Consider the following 16,179-nt stretch of genomic DNA (forward strand, 5'->3'; position numbering starts at 1 on the left):
CTGTTCACAGGTGGGTATCACAGTATAAACACAGGTCAAACATAGCCACCCCTTATATAGTGGAACCTATCACTACCGCAAGCCTGCAATAATGCGGGTGCACGAACTGCGGCAGTACACCCCAAACCGTATACCAACCACCACAGAGGAAAACCCTCATGACCACCTCCGCTAGAACCCCCTCCACGCTGCTGAGCTGACGGTCACGCCTTCACACAATCCCTTCGGGAAAGAAGCCGCCTACACCACCGTATGCGGCAGGCGAACAACTGACCCGATAAGGCCGCCAGCTCATAAACCTGTGCGGAAAGAGCGGCGGCGCGTCAGTGCGGAAATAAGGCGCGCCGTACGGCTCAACCACCTCGGCACAGGAAGCTGCCGTTCAGGGGCCACAAGTAACGTTCCGTGCCTCGGGGGTAGCCCAACAGGCGCCGCATCCAACGGAGGATGCGGCGCCCTACGGTATTACCGGTAGAATGGGTGCTGTACACGAAAACCGCACACACGGTGTACCAGCAGCGAGGAGGCATATATGCGCGACGCAGCTAACGCTTACGCTCGGCGCGCCTTCACCCCTTGCAACACCCCCTGTGCATGCACTGAAACGGATGCGCATACGCTGTGCATCCCCACCCGCACCGCCCTAATGGGGCGTGCCTGGGCTATCTCAGGTACCGCCGTGCTCCTCGGCGCAGCCGGACACACCCTTGCCGGGGCCAGCGCGCCGCACCTTATGATTCTCATCCTGTGCACCGCGCTTGGGGCGCTCATGAGCCTGGTGCTGCTGCTGGTTATGAGCCGGATGCGCAACCGCATCCCCCAAGCCCTCACCGCAGGAACCGCCCTAGGCGCCGTTGCCGTACAAGCACTACTGCACACACTCTTTAACCTCTCCCACGCGCCCTCCCTAGCGGGGGAGCACATCGCAGCAGCCCACGCCAGCACCGCCGCGCACGGGGCACATACCCATACGCTGGGCAACCATGTTTTACCAGGAAACACGCCCTATGACTATGCCCCATCGGGCGGCGGGGTAGGCGGCACCCACACCCTCACCCACGCAGCGGCCGAACACGCACATATACCCATGTTCGGGGTGCACCTAGTGGCAGCTATCGCCAGCCTGGGGGTGCTCTACAGCGCTGAGCGCACCCTCGCTCGCTTAATACGCCTGCTCGCCATGAAAGTGCGTGCCCTGGGGGTGGCTCTTTTCACCCCGCCAGCCGTGCTGCCGCTGCTGGGGCGGCGCATCCTACTGTATATTCCGAACACACCCGCCACCGGGCGGGTTGCCACCCTCAAATACTGCCGTATTGAGCGCGGCCCGCCCGCCTTCGTCTGAGAAAGCCAGCGTGCCAGATGGTGCACGCACCCGCACCCGGGTTACCGCAACCCGTGACTCAGACAAGGAAACACTATGCGCACTATTTTGCGTACCCTACTTGCCGCGCTCACGGCAACGCTGCTGACGCTCACCGCCGCGCCCGCTTATGCGCACGACGAGCTCGTCAGCAGTACCCCCGCCGCCGATGCGACCCTCAGCAAGGCACCCACCGAAATCACGCTCACCTACAGCGCTAACCTCATGAACGTTGAGGGCGGCAACCGGGTGCGCGTGACCGACTCGGCTGGCAATTCCCTTGTTGAAGGGAAAGGCGACGCTAAAGTCAGCGGCAACACCGTCACCCAGACCCTCAACCTCAAAGACCCCGCAGCGGATGAAACGTACACCGTCACCTGGCGCGTGGTCTCATCCGACGGGCACCCCATTCAGGGTACCTACAGGTTTACTGTGGGGGCCGGTAAAACCGCCTCGGCACCTGTAAGCAGCGCCTCCGCCGAACAGAGCAGTGAGGCGCAGAACGGGCCGGACACGGAACATAAAGAAGGACTTGCCCCCTGGCTGTGGGGCGGCGGCGGGCTGCTGATCCTGCTGGTCGGGGCGATTGTGGTGATGCTCATCCGCAAACGCAACGACGGCTCAGGAACTACTAAGTAGCCGCACTCACTAAGTATGCGCAATAGCTGGGGTCGTCCCTCGACCGCAGCTGCGCACAGCACACACCGGGCGGTACCGCCCAGAAAGAGAAAACCAACCATGTTCAAGAATCATCAGAAGCTCGTAACCTTTACCTGCACCGCCGCAGCTGGGGTGCTGCTGCTCTCCGCCTGCGGGGGTGGCTCCACCAGCACCGGCTCATCCGGTTCCGCATCGGCATCCTCCTCGGCAAGCTCATCAGCCTCAGCGGGGGCTAGTGCGGCAGGCGGGCAGGGGGCCAGCGCCTCGTCAGGCACCCTAAAAATTGAGGGGGCCTGGGTGAAAGCCAGCAAGGGCAGCATGACCGGCGTGTTCGGCAAAATCACCAATAGCGGGGACAAACCGGTGAAGATCACCAGCGCCTCCTCGACCGCCACCGACACCGTGCAGCTGCACACCACCACCAAAGGCTCAGATGGCGGCACAAAGATGGAGCAGGTGCACGAGTTCACCATTGAGCCCGGTGCCACCCTGGAACTCAAGCCCGGTGGTGACCACATTATGCTCATGGATATGGGCTGCTCGCTCGCCGCAGGCGGGGCGACCACTGTGACGGTCAAGACCGAAGACGGCGCTTCCCTTGAATTTAAGCCGGTGGCCCGCGACTACCAGGGCGCGAAGGAAGAGTACAAGGGTGAAGGTTCAGCGTCAGCCACCGCCGATGCCTCGGCAAGCGGGCATGACCACTCGCATGAGGGACATGACCATGAACACGGCGGGCACGACCACTCACACAGCCACGATGGGCACGACCACTCGCATGAGGGACATGACCATGAGCACGGCGGGTCCTCAGCCTCCGGGTCGGCCTCAGCCGGTGAACACGCTGACCATGACCACGGCGAAGGATCCCACGAGCATTCGCACGGTGCGGCAGGGGCCTCCGAATCGCCGCTGCCCGAGTGCAAGTAGCCGCAGCACCGCGCTAATACCGTAAATCGCTCTATGGGAGGCGGGTAAACCGATGGCGTCAGGTCATCACACGGTGCCTTGCGGTGCAGGACTTTTGAGCCCTGCACCGCAAGGCACCGGCCCCGCCGCGAAACCCAGAAAAAACAACGGTAAACCACTCAGAACCGAAAAACTGTTTGGTAAAATAAATGGACTTAAGCCGCACCGGATCGGGCGGTAACCGGCCCTATCGTACCTACTGTAGGAAAGCCCGTAACCGGTGCAGCAGGATGCTACCACCGTAGCATCCAGAATGCGCACACCACCTTACAACCACCACGAGTAGCGCAGGATAAAACATGCCACCCGAAAACCCACATAAAACCACAGATACTGCGGGGCAAACGCCCCTAGGCGCGATGCGCCGCCGCACCGTCATTACCGGCGCCGCCGGGGTAGGGGTCGGCGCTGTTGCCGGGGCCAGCGCCCACGCGCTGCTGTCACCGCCCCGCTCGGACATGTCGGTCCCCGGGCGGAAACCCGCCGACATTGCCCTCACCGACGCCACGGCAGGATTCTACGGTGAACACCAGCAGGGGATCGCCACAGAATCCCAAGCGCACGCCCGGTTCATCGCCATTGATCTGAACGAAAACCTCCACGCCGAGGCAATCCAGCGGCTCCTGCGTATCCTTACCAACGATGCTGCGGCATTGACGAGAGGAACCGCCCCGCTCACCGACCAAGAACCTGAACTTGCCCAGGTCAGCGCGAACCTGACCGTCACTATTGGGTTCGGCTCCCGCATCTTCGATATCGCCGCACCCGAGAAAAAACCCGGCTGGCTCGCGCCCCTGCCGGCGTTCCCCGCCATCGACAAGCTGCAGGACGCCTACACCGGCGGCGACCTGCTGCTGCAGCTGTGCTGTGACGACCTCACGGTACTCTCCCACGCCCAGCGGATGCTCACCAAAGACACCCGCTCCTTCGGGCGTATTAGGTGGGTACAGAACGGGTTCCTGCGTGCTTTCGGGGCTGGCACCGGCACACCGCGTAACCTGTTCGGGCAGGTAGACGGCACCGTGAACCCCACCGCCGACCCCGCCGCAACCCCAGGACGCGGCGGCGCCAGCCTCGACGACATCGTGTGGGGCAAAGGCAGCGCCAGCGCTGGTTACCCGCAGGCGTGGGAACCCGGCGGCACCTCCGTGGTGATTCGGCGCATCCACATGAACCTGGACACCTGGGATGAGGTAGACACCCCCGCCCGTGAGGACGCGATCGGCCGTAAACTTTCCAACGGGGCACCACTGACCGGGACAAAAGAATTCGACGACCCCGACTTCGCCAAAACCAACAACCTGGGGTTTGAAATGATCGCCCCCTACGCGCATATTCGCCGGGCCCGCGGGGAAGAACTCGATAAAAAACCGTGGGAGCGCATCCTGCGCCGCGCCTATAACTACGACGAACCCGTGGCGAACGCGGGCGGGCTGTCCCGGCACGGGGAGGTCTCCGGCGGTATCTCCAACGCGGGCCTGATTTTCGTGGCATACCAGACCGACCCGGTGCAACAATTTGTGCCCATTCAGAAACGGCTCGAAAAACTCGATATGCTCAACACGTGGACGATTCCCATCGGGTCGGCGGTTTTCGCTATCCCCGCGGGGGTACGTGAGGAGGGCGGGTATATCGGCGAAAGCCTCTTCACCTAGCCACCCAGAATGTACGCGCATACCTAACACGCACCATCGCACACACCACAGATAAAAAGAACTATGGCTACTATGTCTTCACAACCGCAGAAAACCGAGGCAGGCCCCAAGAGCGCCGCCGTGCGCCCCGGGCTGAGCGCACCCTGGATTGCCGCCTACGCGGGGGTGGGGCTGCTGGTGCTGATTATTTCACTGCGTATTACCGCCGCTAACGCCGCAACGGACTTAGCGGATGCCGGTGCGCTCGTGCGTTGGGGGCTGCCCATCACCGAGGTTGTGCATAACTTTGCAATGGCGACGACTATGGGCGCGCTAATCTTCGCGATGGGCATTATTCCCCGCTACGCCGCCGATGCCGCCGGAACACGCCACGGCACACGCTCCGCACACAATACCGCTGAGAAAGAGTACAAGCCATTCGCCGATGTGCTGAACCTTGCCGCCGCCTCCGCCGTGCTGTGGACTCTAGCGGCGCTGGCTGTGCTGATTCTTTCCTACGCCGATATTTCGGGGCGGCCCATTGGCTCCGGTGCCGAGTACGCCAGTGAGCTGATCAGCTACGTCACCACGTTAGATGCGGGCAAAGAAAAAGGTATGACCGTCGTGGTTGCCGCCGTGGTCGCCACCGCCTGTTTCGGGGTGCGCTCACTCATGGGGCTGTTTTTCATCTTCATGATCTCGCTGGTTGGTATCGCGGATATGGCGCTTTCGGGGCACTCCTCGGGCGGGCAGGACCATATGGGCGCCGTTAACTCCCTGGGGCTGCACCTGCTGGGGGTGAGCATCTGGTGCGGCGGGCTGATCGCGCTGGCGTTTATCTCGCGCGGTATTTCGGGTAAGGATGCGGGCACCGGCACCGTCGTTGAGGAGCGCCGCGGCGAACACACTGCGGCATCTCGTCGCGTGCCGATGGCCCATGCGGTACTGCGCCGCTACTCGCTGCTTGCCCTCATCGGGTTCATTCTCGTGCTGCTCTCGGGCATTACGAACGCGGGGGTGCGCATGTCGTCGTGGCGGGACTTAGGCACCGACTACGGCAAGATTGTGCTCCTAAAACTAGGGCTGACCCTGATTCTGGGAACTATTGGTGCGGCGCATCGCCTCAGGCTCATTCCCGCGCTCGCCGCCGGTAAGATGAGCGGCACACGCGCCCTGTGGAGCGCCATAGCTGCTGAGCTTGTGATTATGGGGGCGGCCTCCGGGCTGGGGGCTTCGCTCTCACGCACGCCGCCGCCGGTTCCGGAAACTCTCGCGCCGGATGCCACGCCGGTGCGCATTATCACCTGGTACGACATGCCGCCCGAGCCGCATTTTCAGCGCTGGTTCACCGAGTGGCGTTGGGACTGGTTCTGGGTTGCTGCGCTGGGGTATCTGGCGATTGTATACCTGTGGGCGTTCGTGAAAGTACGCCATGCGGGTGACTCTTGGCCTGTGATGCGTGCCGTCTCCTGGATGTTGGGGCTGCTCGTGCTGAACTACATCACCTCCGGCCCGCCCGCCGTGTATTCGCGCGTGCTGTTTTCGGTGCACATGTTTGAGCATATGGTGCTCACGATGGTCGTACCGATTCTGCTGGTATTAGGTGCGCCCGTGACGCTGCTGCTTAAGGCGCTGGAGCCGCGCCAGGACGGCACGCGAGGCCCGCGCGAGTGGATTGTGCGCATTGTGCATTCGGGATGGTCGAAAGTTGTTACGCACCCCATTTTTGCCGCCGTCAATTTTGCTGGCTCAATCGTTGTTGTTTATTTCACGCCACTTTTCGGGGTGATGCTGCGGTACCATATCGGGCACGAATTCATGATGATTCACTTTACGCTCACGGGCTATATCTTCATGCTGGTGCTTATTGGTATTGACCCGATTCCACACCGCCCTCAGTACCCTATGCGTCTGATTATGCTGATCGCAACCCTGGGGTACCACGCCTTCGTGGGTATTTCGATCATGAACTCGAAGGCCCTGCTGGCCGCCTCCTGGTTCGGTAACTTGGGGCGCACCTGGGGCCTGTCGGCGCTGGACGACCAGAAGATGGGCGGTGCGCTCATGTGGGGTATCGGCGAAATCCCGACCATGATCGTGGCGGTTGCGGTGGGCTTCCAGTGGGCAAAGGCCGACAAAAAACTCGCTGCACGCATTGACCGGCAGGCCGACCGTGACGGGGACGCCGAACTGAATGCCTACAACGAAATGTTTGAGCGTCTGCACGAGGAGGACACGCGCCGCGGCCTATAACCGTGTGCCAGAAAGCCCCGCCCGGGTTCTATAATGATGCCCCCTTGGCGGGTTTTTCGTCCCGTGAGCGTGACGTGCTGGCGGTGGCTTCTTCCGGAGGCTCTTCTCATTATGTGGATGTCTGCCCTGACCGTCGCGCCAACAAAAGCCTGCGGAATATAATAAACCCCATGACTAACAACGCAGCATCAGCCCCCACCTTCGAAGAATGGACCGGGGAAGCATCCCCGCAGGCCGTATCTATTCTCTCTGGTAAAGGCGGCCTTATTGTATCCCCCACAAAGGTCGGTTACATTCTCATGGCAACCGACGGCGAAGGACTAGAACGTAAGTTTGACGCGAAACAGCGCAAGCGCCAGAAGCCTGGCGTTGTGCTGTGCGGTTCCATGGAGCAGCTTGAGGCTCTCGCCCAGCTGACCCCGGAAATCCGCGACTTCTACCAGAAACACTGGGACGAGGACATCCTGCTGGGGTGCATCCTGCCGTGGCGTGAGGACGCCGAGAAGTACCTGCCGGATGAGACCACCAAGGAACTGGCCCGAGACACCCGCGCGACCAGCTGCTTCGTGATCCGTTTTGGTGTGCCCGGTGAGCAGATCGTGCGTAAGCTGTGGGAAGGCGGGCGCCTGACCTTCGCAAGCTCAGCAAACCCCTCCGGTATTGGCAATAAGGGCCGTGCCAGCGGCATTGGTGAACGCATTGAAAGCAGCGTGGATTTGATTATCCGCTCCGACGAGTACGTGAAGTCCATCCAGCCCGATAAGTCTGAGGAGACCCGCCACGAGCAGGGCGTGATGGTGTCCATGGTTGATGATGAGGGCAAGATTGTCCCCGAACAGCACGGCGAGCGTGGGGTAACCCCCGCACCGGTGCTGATCCGTAAGGGCCTGGATTATGAGGCAATTATGCGTCACCTCTCCGACTCGTTCCCCAGCTGGGACTACCGCCACGGCATGTACTACTAGGACGCTTATCCGGCGGGGAAACCGCCGAACCTGTGCCTTTAGCCTCCGTGCGTGAACGTACAGTGTGCAGGGTCTAGAAACCAACATAGTCTTCCGCCCCAACCGGCCTGTAGCTGGTTGGGGTGGGAGCTTTTATGTGGGGGTATCGTCGGAGTGTTCTGCCGGTGAGTCATCGGGGAGGGCGGAGGCATCCGGGGGCTGCTGCGGCGCGAGTGATTGCGCGATACCGTCAAGGATGATGGTGATCTTGCAGATGAGCCAGTCATACGGGTCACGCGTAAAAACATCCAGTATTGCCTGTTGGGCCTGCTCTCGGTAGGGGTCAGTATCCTGGTCCTGATCCTGCTGGTGCGGTGCGGGCTGGTCTTGCCCCACCTGCTCCAGGATGTTCTCCCGCCCCGGGCCGCCATCGGGGATGAGGGCATCAATATGCTCGACTCCGCGCCTGTTGTCGATCACCATATCGAACAGGGTGTCGCAGGCAATAACAGCGTTTTCGGGGGTGAACCCGCGGCGAATTAGGGCGGCGCATAGCTCTTCCAGGAAGTACATTGCCACGGCGGGAACCACCCCGCGTGCGGCTTCGGTGGCGGAGCCGGGGTATTTCTCAAAACTGCGCCACAGGTGCACCGCCTGGGAATGGAGGATGTCCCGCCAGTGCCCTTCAAGCGGGGGCATTTCAACTTGGGAGAACGCGTAGTTCAGGCCCATTCGTACAAGCTCGTCGCGGTCGGGGGCGTACCGGTAGAGGGTGCTTTCACCCACCCCCAGTTTTTCGCGTACCGCCGCGAAGGTGAGGTTTGGGAAACCAACGTCAATGACTGCCTGCGCTATCTGGTCATGGGTGATGCGGGGCGGGCGTCCGCGTCGTGATTGGGTCTGATCCATGGTGAAGTCCTTGTGTGCGCTGTGTGGTTGTTTGTTTTTCACCGTCTACTTTCGATACTACGCTACTGGGCAGAGTTTTATCAGTCATCGGTGTGTTCTGGCTTGTGGAATACCTTTGCGGGGCTTCCCGTGCGGAGAACATGCTGTGCGGGGATGTGCGCTCCCGGTGTGGGTTTGTGCCTGCGGAATACCGCATCACCACACAGATTTTAATAAGTACAGCCTACCCTAATAATTGACTTTACGTTAGCTTAAGCTTACTTTTAAGGGTGTGTGGTCTAACCGCATATGAGAGGTGGCCCACCCCCGCCCCTCGCCGACACGAAGGTACAGCAATGACGCGGTGACACCGCAGAAAGAAGGCGCATCAATGGTACAGCGTCAGTTTCCCAAACCGAGCGAACTCATGGAATTCATGCAGTTCAAAAAGCCTAGCCTGGACTTCACCGGAAACCGCCTGGAAAAAGCGCTGACCATCTACGACCTGCGCAAAATCGCTAAGCGCCGCACCCCCGCCGCTGCCTTCGACTACACCGACGGAGCCGCCGAAGGCGAATTCTCCATGAACCGTGCTCGCCAGGCATTCGAAGACATCGAGTTTCACCCCGGCGTGCTCACTGATGTTTCGACCGTAGACACCACCACCGAGGTACTGGGCGGCACCTCCGCCATGCCGTTCGGTATTGCCCCCACCGGCTTCACCCGCCTGATGCAAACCGAAGGCGAGATCGCGGGATCTGGAGCCGCCGGTGCGGCAGGCATCCCGTTCTGCCTCTCAACCCTAGGCACCACCAGCATTGAGGATGTGCGCAAGGTAAACCCCGACGGGCGCCTCTGGTTCCAGCTGTACGTGATGCGTGAGCGTGAAATCTCCTACGGACTGGTTGAACGCGCCGCCAAGGCCGGGTTCGACACGCTCTTCTTTACCGTGGACACCCCGGTGGCCGGTGCACGCCTGCGCGATAAGCGCAACGGTTTCTCCATCCCGCCGCAGCTGTCGCTCAAAACCGTAGCGAACGCTATCCCGCGCCCCTGGTGGTGGTACGACTTCCTGACCACCCCCAAGCTGGAATTCGCCTCGCTCTCCTCAACCGGCGGTACCGTGGGCGAGCTGCTGAACGCGGCGATGGACCCCTCCATTAACTATGAGGACCTGAAAGAAATCCGCAGCATCTGGCCCGGCAAGATCGTCATTAAGGGCGTGCAGAATGTTGAGGACTCCAAGAAACTTGCCGATTTGGGTGTGGACGGTATTCTGCTGTCGAACCACGGCGGACGCCAGCTGGACCGCGCACCTGTACCGTTCCACCTGCTCCCAGAAGTAGTGCGTGAAGTCGGTATGGACACCGAGGTGATGGTTGATACCGGGATTATGAACGGCGCCGACGTGGTGGCCTGCCTGGCACTGGGTGCGAAGTTCACCCTGATTGGGCGCGCCTACCTGTACGGGCTGATGGCAGGTGGCCGCCGCGGCGTGGACCGCACCATCGAAATTCTCTCCGAAGAGGTGCGCCGCACCATGAAGCTGCTGCAGGTGCAGAACGTGGCTGAGCTGGAGCCCAAACACGTAACCCAGCTGCGCCGCCTGCAGCCGATTCCGAAGGCGTAAGCTCTAAACCTACATAACCTCCCTTTCGCTAGGGGAGGATAAAAGCTCTCGGTGTGAACAAAGCGTTAGAAACTCCTCCTTGTTCACACCGAGAGCCTTTTTAGCATGTAGGTTGCTTCCTGTAGATGAATATATGATGCAGGGCTACGTACTCTTTGTCATAATGAGGTAATTATTTTTCCATGTTCACTCGGCGGAGCACTAATGCGGAGGATCTATAATTGATTTCCTCAATTATCTGAACTTCAGGAGTATCTTCATGGCAGCCTCTGAATCAGTGCCAGAACCTCATGCTGGTTTTACAGCGGATATTACACGTACGAGGCTACCTGCTTCCTTTACTACCGTGCTTATTGGAGAGTCCTTCTCACTTTTCGGCACTCAGATTTCTTCTGTGATGATTCCTCTTATCGTTGCGATAACGCTTAGCGCAGGAGAAATAACTCTGGGCGTTGTCAGCGCTGTAGGGTGGCTGCCCATTATCTTGATAGGACTTATCGCCGGTGCCATTGTTGATAGGCATAGTCGCTGGGCCATGATGGTGGTATGTAATATCACACGTGCCGGATTAATTGGGTTGATCCCAATTCTTGCGCTTACGCAGAACCTCACAGTGACAGTTCTCGTAGTTATCTCATTCTGCATGGGGGTCTGTAACGTATTCTTCGATATCGCTTATCAAACCTATGTCCCCGACATTGTGCCCCCGAATATGCTTGACAGAGCAAATAACAGGTTTGAGCTTATTCGTTCAATGGCTCAGCTTATAGGACCACTTATGGGAGGATTTTTAGCAGCACATTACCGCCCAGAGTACCTAATTACTTTGGATGCAGTAACTTTTCTCATCGCATTTATCGTGTTGCTACTGTTACCAGGTCGTTTCAGGGTTCCATCGGCAATTTCACAGAGAAGTTCGCTGAATACACCCAGTATTATCTCTGATATGTTGGCTGGGCTTAAACTTGTCTGGCGCACGCCTGTTATTCGTTTGGTCGTACTATCTGGTGCCTTCATTAATATTTTTGAGGCAGGAATAAGCGCCTTATTTGTTCTATATGTGACGCGAACCCTTGGATTAGATTCGTCTGCATATGGTATTGCTATAGCGGTAGCAGGGATAGGTGCTTTATGCGGTGCACTTAGCTACCGTATATGGTCGGAGAAAGTTCAAGAGGGAGCCTGTGTAGGTATTGGCGTAGCGTGGATGGCAGTGGGATCGATTCTTACAGCCGCCGCTATTTTTCCTGGATGGTCATGGATCTGTCTGTTATCGGGACAATTTTGTATTGGGTACGGAAGTCCAATCATGAATATAGCTCTCGTAACTTTACGGCAAAAGATCACTCCCGCTGAAGCGCTTGGACGTGTAAATGCTAGTGCCCGTGTCTGCATCATGAGTAGCCTACCGATAGGCGCTCTCATGATTTCTTCACTTGCAGAAGCAGTATCAATCTCAACTGCTCTGTGGGTTGCAGGCCTGGGGGAACTTGTGGTGCTAATCATTTTAGGACCACAACTTTTACGGATTCGTATCCAAGAAAGTTAGAAAGCAGAATTTGTATGTTTTCTCATCTTGCTGACGAGTAGTATTGCCAGACAACGTGACGTTTAGACCATGAATCTATGACAGAATATGACGGCGTATTGCGGGGCGAGTTCATAAACTTTGACCGCCCGGTGAACACGCCCGCACCGCTGGCATAATAGGGTGAAACGAGCGCACCCTGCTGCTCAGCGGGGTCTGGGCGCGAAACCATAGGGGAGAGAATCGTGAGCGAAACCAGCAACCAGCATTCCGGGCAAGATCATACCGGGCAGAAAACCGTGCGCGTGCGCGCCAGCGAACTCATCGGACGATCCTGGCTCAACACCGGCGAGAAGAACCTAGACCTGCAGGCTCTTCGCGGCAAAATCGTGATCCTCGACTTCTGGACCCTGTGCTGCATTAACTGCCTGCACGTGCTCGACGAGCTGCGCCCCCTCGAAGAAGAATTCTCGGATGTGCTCGTCACTGTGGGCGTGCACAGCCCCAAATTTGAGCATGAGGCAGACCCGGTAGCGCTCGCCGCAGCCGTAGACCGCTACGACATCAAACATCCCGTACTCGACGACCCCGAACTCACCACCTGGCAGGCTTATACCGCCCGCGCCTGGCCCACGCTCGTGGTTATCGACCCCGAAGGGTATATTGTGGCGCATCTTTCTGGGGAGGGGCACGTGCAGGGGCTTACCTCACTCGTGCGTGAGCTCGTTGCCGAACACGAAGCAAAAGGTACCCTGCACCGAGGCGACGGCCCCTATGTGCCCCGACCCAAAACCGAGGGAACATTCGCTTTCCCGGGGAAAGCTATCGAACTCCCCACAGAGTTCGGACCCAAAAACCTGTTCGGCACCGGCGCACGCACCTACCTGGTGTCCGACACCGCTAGGCACCGCATCCTGCAGGTTGCCGAAGACCTCAACACTGTGCTGGCAACCTACGGTGGGGGAGAGGACGGCGAAAAAGGCTACGCCGACGGAACCGGAACCACTGCACGCTTTAACGAACCGCAAGGGCTTGCTTTGGTACCCGCCGAACTGCGTGAAAAACTCGGGTACGATGTGCTGATCACCGACACCGTGAATCACCGGCTGCGCTCGCTGAACCTGCGCACGGGTGAGGTTCGTACCCTTGCGGGCAATGGCGTGCAGCGCGTGATTGATGGAGACAACGCCGTCACGGGCAACGCAAACCATATCCCTGAGGATGTGCCCGCCACCGCTGTAGCCCTCTCATCCCCGTGGGATGCGGTCTACTCGCGTGAAGCCGGGCAGTTCGTGATCGCGATGGCTGGCACCCACCAGCTCTTCGGCTACGACCCCGTCTCTGAAACCGTCAGTATTTTCGCGGGCGCCGGGGTTGAAGGGCTGCAGGACGGTACCGCCGAGGACGCATGGTTTGCCCAACCCTCCGGCATTATCGAGGCGCGTGACGGCAGTCTGTGGGTAGTCTGCTCGGAAACTAGCGGGCTGCGCCACATAACCTTTACGCGGGACGAACACGGACACCAGAGCGTACAGGTGACCTCTGCTGTAGGGTTGGGTCTGTTCGATTTCGGGTTTGTGGACGGCGACTCGCAGACCTCACGTATGCAGCATCCTCTGGGACTCGCGGAGCTTCCCGACGGCTCTATCGCAGTGGCAGACACCTATAACGGTGCGATTCGCCGCTGGGATCCTGCCGCGAAGGAACTGAGCACCTTGCAGCGCGGACTCGCCGAACCCGCCGACCTCCTGGTGGAGCATAGTCCGGGTGAGGAGCCCCGCCTGATAATCGTGGAAACCAATGCGCACCAGCTGGTGCGTGCCGCCATTCCGGCGCAGGCGCAGAAAGTGGACGAAGGGGCGATTACAACCGCCCGACCCGCCACGAAGCTCACCGGCGGAACCCTCAAATTCACCTCGCGGTTTACCGTGCCGACCGGGCAGAAACTCGATACCCGCTGGGGAGACCCGACCCAGCTGAAAATCTCATCCACCCCCGAAAACTTCCTGCTGGACGGTGCCGGTACCTCCCAAGGGCTCAGCCGTACCCTCGTGCTCAACCCCGAAATTCAGGAGGCGGTGCTGCACATTACCGCCCGCGCTGCCGCCTGCGACGGCACCCCCGACGGCGATATTCCCGAGCACGCCGCATGCCACCTATACCAGCAGGACTGGGGTATTCCGGTCATCGTCACCGGTGATGCCGCGGATGAGAGCGAACTCGTGTTGGATTTGCGGGGGATTAACTAGAGCCCGCCCTGTGAGCCTATAAACGTCTGCGATATTGCAGAAAATAACTTTTAGCCAAAAAGTAACCAAAGGCGCATACATAAAACAAGAACGGTATGACGGGAATTACATACGTACTAATAGTGCACTCACTGTGAGCTATTCTTTATCTATGCGTATTCACTCTCCCGTCGAGAAGCTCCTGACTGCCTGGGTTATTGGCGTTATCGTGTCCCTCGTGGCGGCCGCTGGCGCGCTTTTCGCCACCAATAAACTGGTGTACGGACCGGAGGGGAAAGTACGCGAATATTTCCACGCACTCCAAACGGGTAACGGATCATACGCGCTGGGGCTGCTCGGGGCCAGAATCCCCGACGGAGACCCCGCTATGCTCGACGGCGACACGCTGCGGCGTGCAGCCTCAACCCTCAAAGATGTGCAGATTGACGTCATAGAGAAAGACCCCAACGGAAATGAAGCAACAGTGCGCGCCTCCTACACCATTGACGGCAAAAGCGAACACACCGATTTCCGGCTCCACCAGGCGGGCACCCACTGGGGAGTCTTCGACCGTTGGGATATTGAGTCGGGGGAGCTGCCCACCCTCACAGTGAAAATCGCGGGGGTTGAGGCAGCCACCGTGAATAACCGTAAAGTCGCCGTCGATCAGGGCGAGGCATCATTCCCGGTATTCTACCCCGGGGTGTACACGGTCGCCTACGACTCCGCAGTGTACACCGCCTCAAAAAGCGTGCAGCAGGTGCTCACAGCAGATGCATCCTCCCAGGCCGATATAGCCCTGGAACCAAGCGAAAAGGCGCTGGAATCCGTACAAACCCAGGTGCGTTCCTACGTTGATAAATGCGCGGCACAAAATACCCTATACCCGTCCGGATGCCCATTTGAGTACTCCTTCGGTGGGCGAGTAGATGGGGCAGTGAAATGGTCAGTTATTGAATACCCGCAGCCGAAAGTAACCGCAGAATCAGACAAAATGTGGAGACTCTCACCCGCAGAAGGCAAAGTAAAAATCTCGTTCGAGCAGCTAGATTTATACACGGGAACCCATAAAGAAATAACAAAAGAAATCCCGTTCACACTCAAAGGCATGGCCGAGGTAGACGCGAAATCCGTGCGCGTCTCCTTCTGAAACACTGCGCCAGTATTATCCCCCCGTTCCCGCCAGCAGGTAAACGCCCCGTATCCGCAGCACCCACGCTAAGACCGGCTGCACCCCAGAAAACCACGCGCCCGAACGGCAGGAATAGGGCAGTAGAAACCGCGCGCCCCACTAGGCTATGAGCGCTCATACCACTAAAGTGGAGAGTATGGCAGAACGCGCACACGAAATCAGCAGCAAACACGGCACCGCCGAACACATCTACCACCCGCGCATCCGCTCCTACGGCAGGCGCGTCGAAGCGGCACTACCGGGCACCCTCACACTCATCGCCGCGCTCGCCTTCCTCGGCTACAAACGGCCCGCCCTGCCCTACACCATAGTGACACTGCTCATCGCGTTCTGCGCCGGTATCAGCCTCTACTCGGTGCTCAAACCCACCATTGTGGCCCTGACCGACACCCACGTGCTGCGTGCCCGCCTCATCGGCTGGAAAGCCGTGCCGCTCAAAAACATAGACCACACCATCCTTGTTGAAAAGCTCTACCCCAAGCAGGCGCACGGCAAAAAAACCACCGGCATGGGGCGGCTGCGGTACCGTCCTGCCCCCGCCATGTGGGCCATCGGCAAAAACAAGAAACCGCTCATGCGCCTGGACGGGCGCGTCTGGGATGCAAAAACAATGCGCACCGTCTCCTCAAAACTCTCGGAGCAGACCACTGTCTACCAGAAAGCGAACGTGCTCGATATTGATAAACTGCACCCGCACCTGATCACCTTTAACGAGCTGCACCCCGGCTGGCGCTCAGCCACCATCGCCGTGGTCGCCGCGCTCGTCATCCTGCTGTTGGGAGCCGGGGCGCTACTGCCCGAAGAAACAGCACGCGCCATCCACCTGATTTCCTCATAGAAGCCACCTACACAACACAACGGGGGCGGTATGTTCGACAACATACCGCCCCCGA

General features: G+C 59.2%; 12 protein-coding genes. 11 read left to right on the forward strand and 1 reads right to left on the reverse strand.

Annotated features, from left to right (window positions below):
• The first annotated feature begins 532 nt into the window (after positions 1 to 532).
• The 6 genes from I6I94_RS08255 (at position 533) to I6I94_RS08280 (ending at position 7,841) form a co-directional block, all read left to right on the forward strand.
• Positions 533 to 1,342 carry a hypothetical protein gene (locus I6I94_RS08255; protein WP_201620599.1) on the forward strand — a complete coding sequence of 270 codons (810 nt, stop codon included), beginning with the start codon at positions 533 to 535 and terminating at the stop codon, positions 1,340 to 1,342.
• A 75-nt stretch (positions 1,343 to 1,417) separates the two neighbouring features.
• Positions 1,418 to 1,999 (forward strand): copper resistance CopC family protein, encoded by a 582-nt coding sequence (locus I6I94_RS08260; RefSeq protein ID WP_201620600.1) that lies wholly within the window; start codon positions 1,418 to 1,420, stop codon positions 1,997 to 1,999.
• Between the two features lie 99 nt (positions 2,000 to 2,098).
• Complete coding sequence (locus I6I94_RS08265; RefSeq protein WP_201620601.1) at positions 2,099 to 2,950, forward strand: copper chaperone PCu(A)C; 852 nt, start codon at positions 2,099 to 2,101, stop codon at positions 2,948 to 2,950.
• A gap of 338 nt (positions 2,951 to 3,288) precedes the next feature.
• Positions 3,289 to 4,644: a Dyp-type peroxidase gene (locus I6I94_RS08270; RefSeq protein WP_197702311.1), complete on the forward strand. Its 1,356-nt coding sequence runs from the start codon at positions 3,289 to 3,291 to the stop codon at positions 4,642 to 4,644.
• A 63-nt stretch (positions 4,645 to 4,707) separates the two neighbouring features.
• Positions 4,708 to 6,876 (forward strand): cytochrome c oxidase assembly protein, encoded by a 2,169-nt coding sequence (locus tag I6I94_RS08275; RefSeq protein WP_094757469.1) that lies wholly within the window; start codon positions 4,708 to 4,710, stop codon positions 6,874 to 6,876.
• Positions 6,877 to 7,046: 170 nt separating this feature from the next.
• Complete coding sequence (locus I6I94_RS08280) at positions 7,047 to 7,841, forward strand: L-threonylcarbamoyladenylate synthase (RefSeq protein ID WP_023134283.1); 795 nt, start codon at positions 7,047 to 7,049, stop codon at positions 7,839 to 7,841.
• Positions 7,842 to 7,973: 132 nt separating this feature from the next.
• Here the strand turns inward: I6I94_RS08280 and I6I94_RS08285 are convergent, their stop codons facing one another.
• Entirely contained in the window at positions 7,974 to 8,729 is a 756-nt protein-coding gene (locus I6I94_RS08285; protein WP_023134282.1) for a TetR/AcrR family transcriptional regulator, read from the reverse strand.
• Positions 8,730 to 9,099: 370 nt separating this feature from the next.
• Here I6I94_RS08285 and I6I94_RS08290 point away from each other — a divergent pair, with 370 nt between their 5' ends.
• The 5 genes from I6I94_RS08290 (at position 9,100) to I6I94_RS08310 (ending at position 16,124) form a co-directional block, all read left to right on the forward strand.
• Positions 9,100 to 10,338, forward strand: coding sequence for an alpha-hydroxy acid oxidase (locus tag I6I94_RS08290; protein WP_037237529.1), 1,239 nt, complete (start codon positions 9,100 to 9,102; stop codon positions 10,336 to 10,338).
• Positions 10,339 to 10,597: 259 nt separating this feature from the next.
• A complete protein-coding gene (locus I6I94_RS08295; RefSeq protein ID WP_037237528.1) occupies positions 10,598 to 11,887 on the forward strand; it encodes an MFS transporter in 1,290 nt (429 codons plus the stop codon).
• A 224-nt stretch (positions 11,888 to 12,111) separates the two neighbouring features.
• Positions 12,112 to 14,115: an NHL domain-containing thioredoxin family protein gene (locus I6I94_RS08300; protein ID WP_201620602.1), complete on the forward strand. Its 2,004-nt coding sequence runs from the start codon at positions 12,112 to 12,114 to the stop codon at positions 14,113 to 14,115.
• 151 nt (positions 14,116 to 14,266) lie between these two features.
• Positions 14,267 to 15,244: a zinc ribbon domain-containing protein gene (locus I6I94_RS08305; RefSeq protein ID WP_128088138.1), complete on the forward strand. Its 978-nt coding sequence runs from the start codon at positions 14,267 to 14,269 to the stop codon at positions 15,242 to 15,244.
• Positions 15,245 to 15,422: 178 nt separating this feature from the next.
• Positions 15,423 to 16,124: a hypothetical protein gene (locus I6I94_RS08310; RefSeq protein WP_128088137.1), complete on the forward strand. Its 702-nt coding sequence runs from the start codon at positions 15,423 to 15,425 to the stop codon at positions 16,122 to 16,124.
• The last annotated feature ends 55 nt before the right edge of the window (positions 16,125 to 16,179 follow it).

The organism is Rothia aeria, assembly GCF_016726365.1.
GTDB classification, from domain to species: domain Bacteria; phylum Actinomycetota; class Actinomycetes; order Actinomycetales; family Micrococcaceae; genus Rothia; species Rothia aeria.

Bases quoted from the DNA above. Each gene is read 5' to 3' on its own strand.
- I6I94_RS08290 (WP_037237529.1), top strand. From the start codon at position 9,100: ATGGTACAGCGTCAGTTTCCCAAACCGAGCGAACTCATGGAATTCATG.
- I6I94_RS08280 (WP_023134283.1), top strand. From the start codon at position 7,047: ATGACTAACAACGCAGCATCAGCCCCCACCTTCGAAGAATGGACCGGG.
- I6I94_RS08255 (WP_201620599.1), top strand. From the start codon at position 533: ATGCGCGACGCAGCTAACGCTTACGCTCGGCGCGCCTTCACCCCTTGC.
- I6I94_RS08310 (WP_128088137.1), top strand. From the start codon at position 15,423: ATGGCAGAACGCGCACACGAAATCAGCAGCAAACACGGCACCGCCGAA.
- I6I94_RS08275 (WP_094757469.1), top strand. From the start codon at position 4,708: ATGGCTACTATGTCTTCACAACCGCAGAAAACCGAGGCAGGCCCCAAG.
- I6I94_RS08270 (WP_197702311.1), top strand. From the start codon at position 3,289: ATGCCACCCGAAAACCCACATAAAACCACAGATACTGCGGGGCAAACG.
- I6I94_RS08305 (WP_128088138.1), top strand. From the start codon at position 14,267: ATGCGTATTCACTCTCCCGTCGAGAAGCTCCTGACTGCCTGGGTTATT.
- I6I94_RS08265 (WP_201620601.1), top strand. From the start codon at position 2,099: ATGTTCAAGAATCATCAGAAGCTCGTAACCTTTACCTGCACCGCCGCA.
- I6I94_RS08285 (WP_023134282.1), bottom strand. From the start codon at position 8,729: ATGGATCAGACCCAATCACGACGCGGACGCCCGCCCCGCATCACCCAT.
- I6I94_RS08260 (WP_201620600.1), top strand. From the start codon at position 1,418: ATGCGCACTATTTTGCGTACCCTACTTGCCGCGCTCACGGCAACGCTG.
- I6I94_RS08295 (WP_037237528.1), top strand. From the start codon at position 10,598: ATGGCAGCCTCTGAATCAGTGCCAGAACCTCATGCTGGTTTTACAGCG.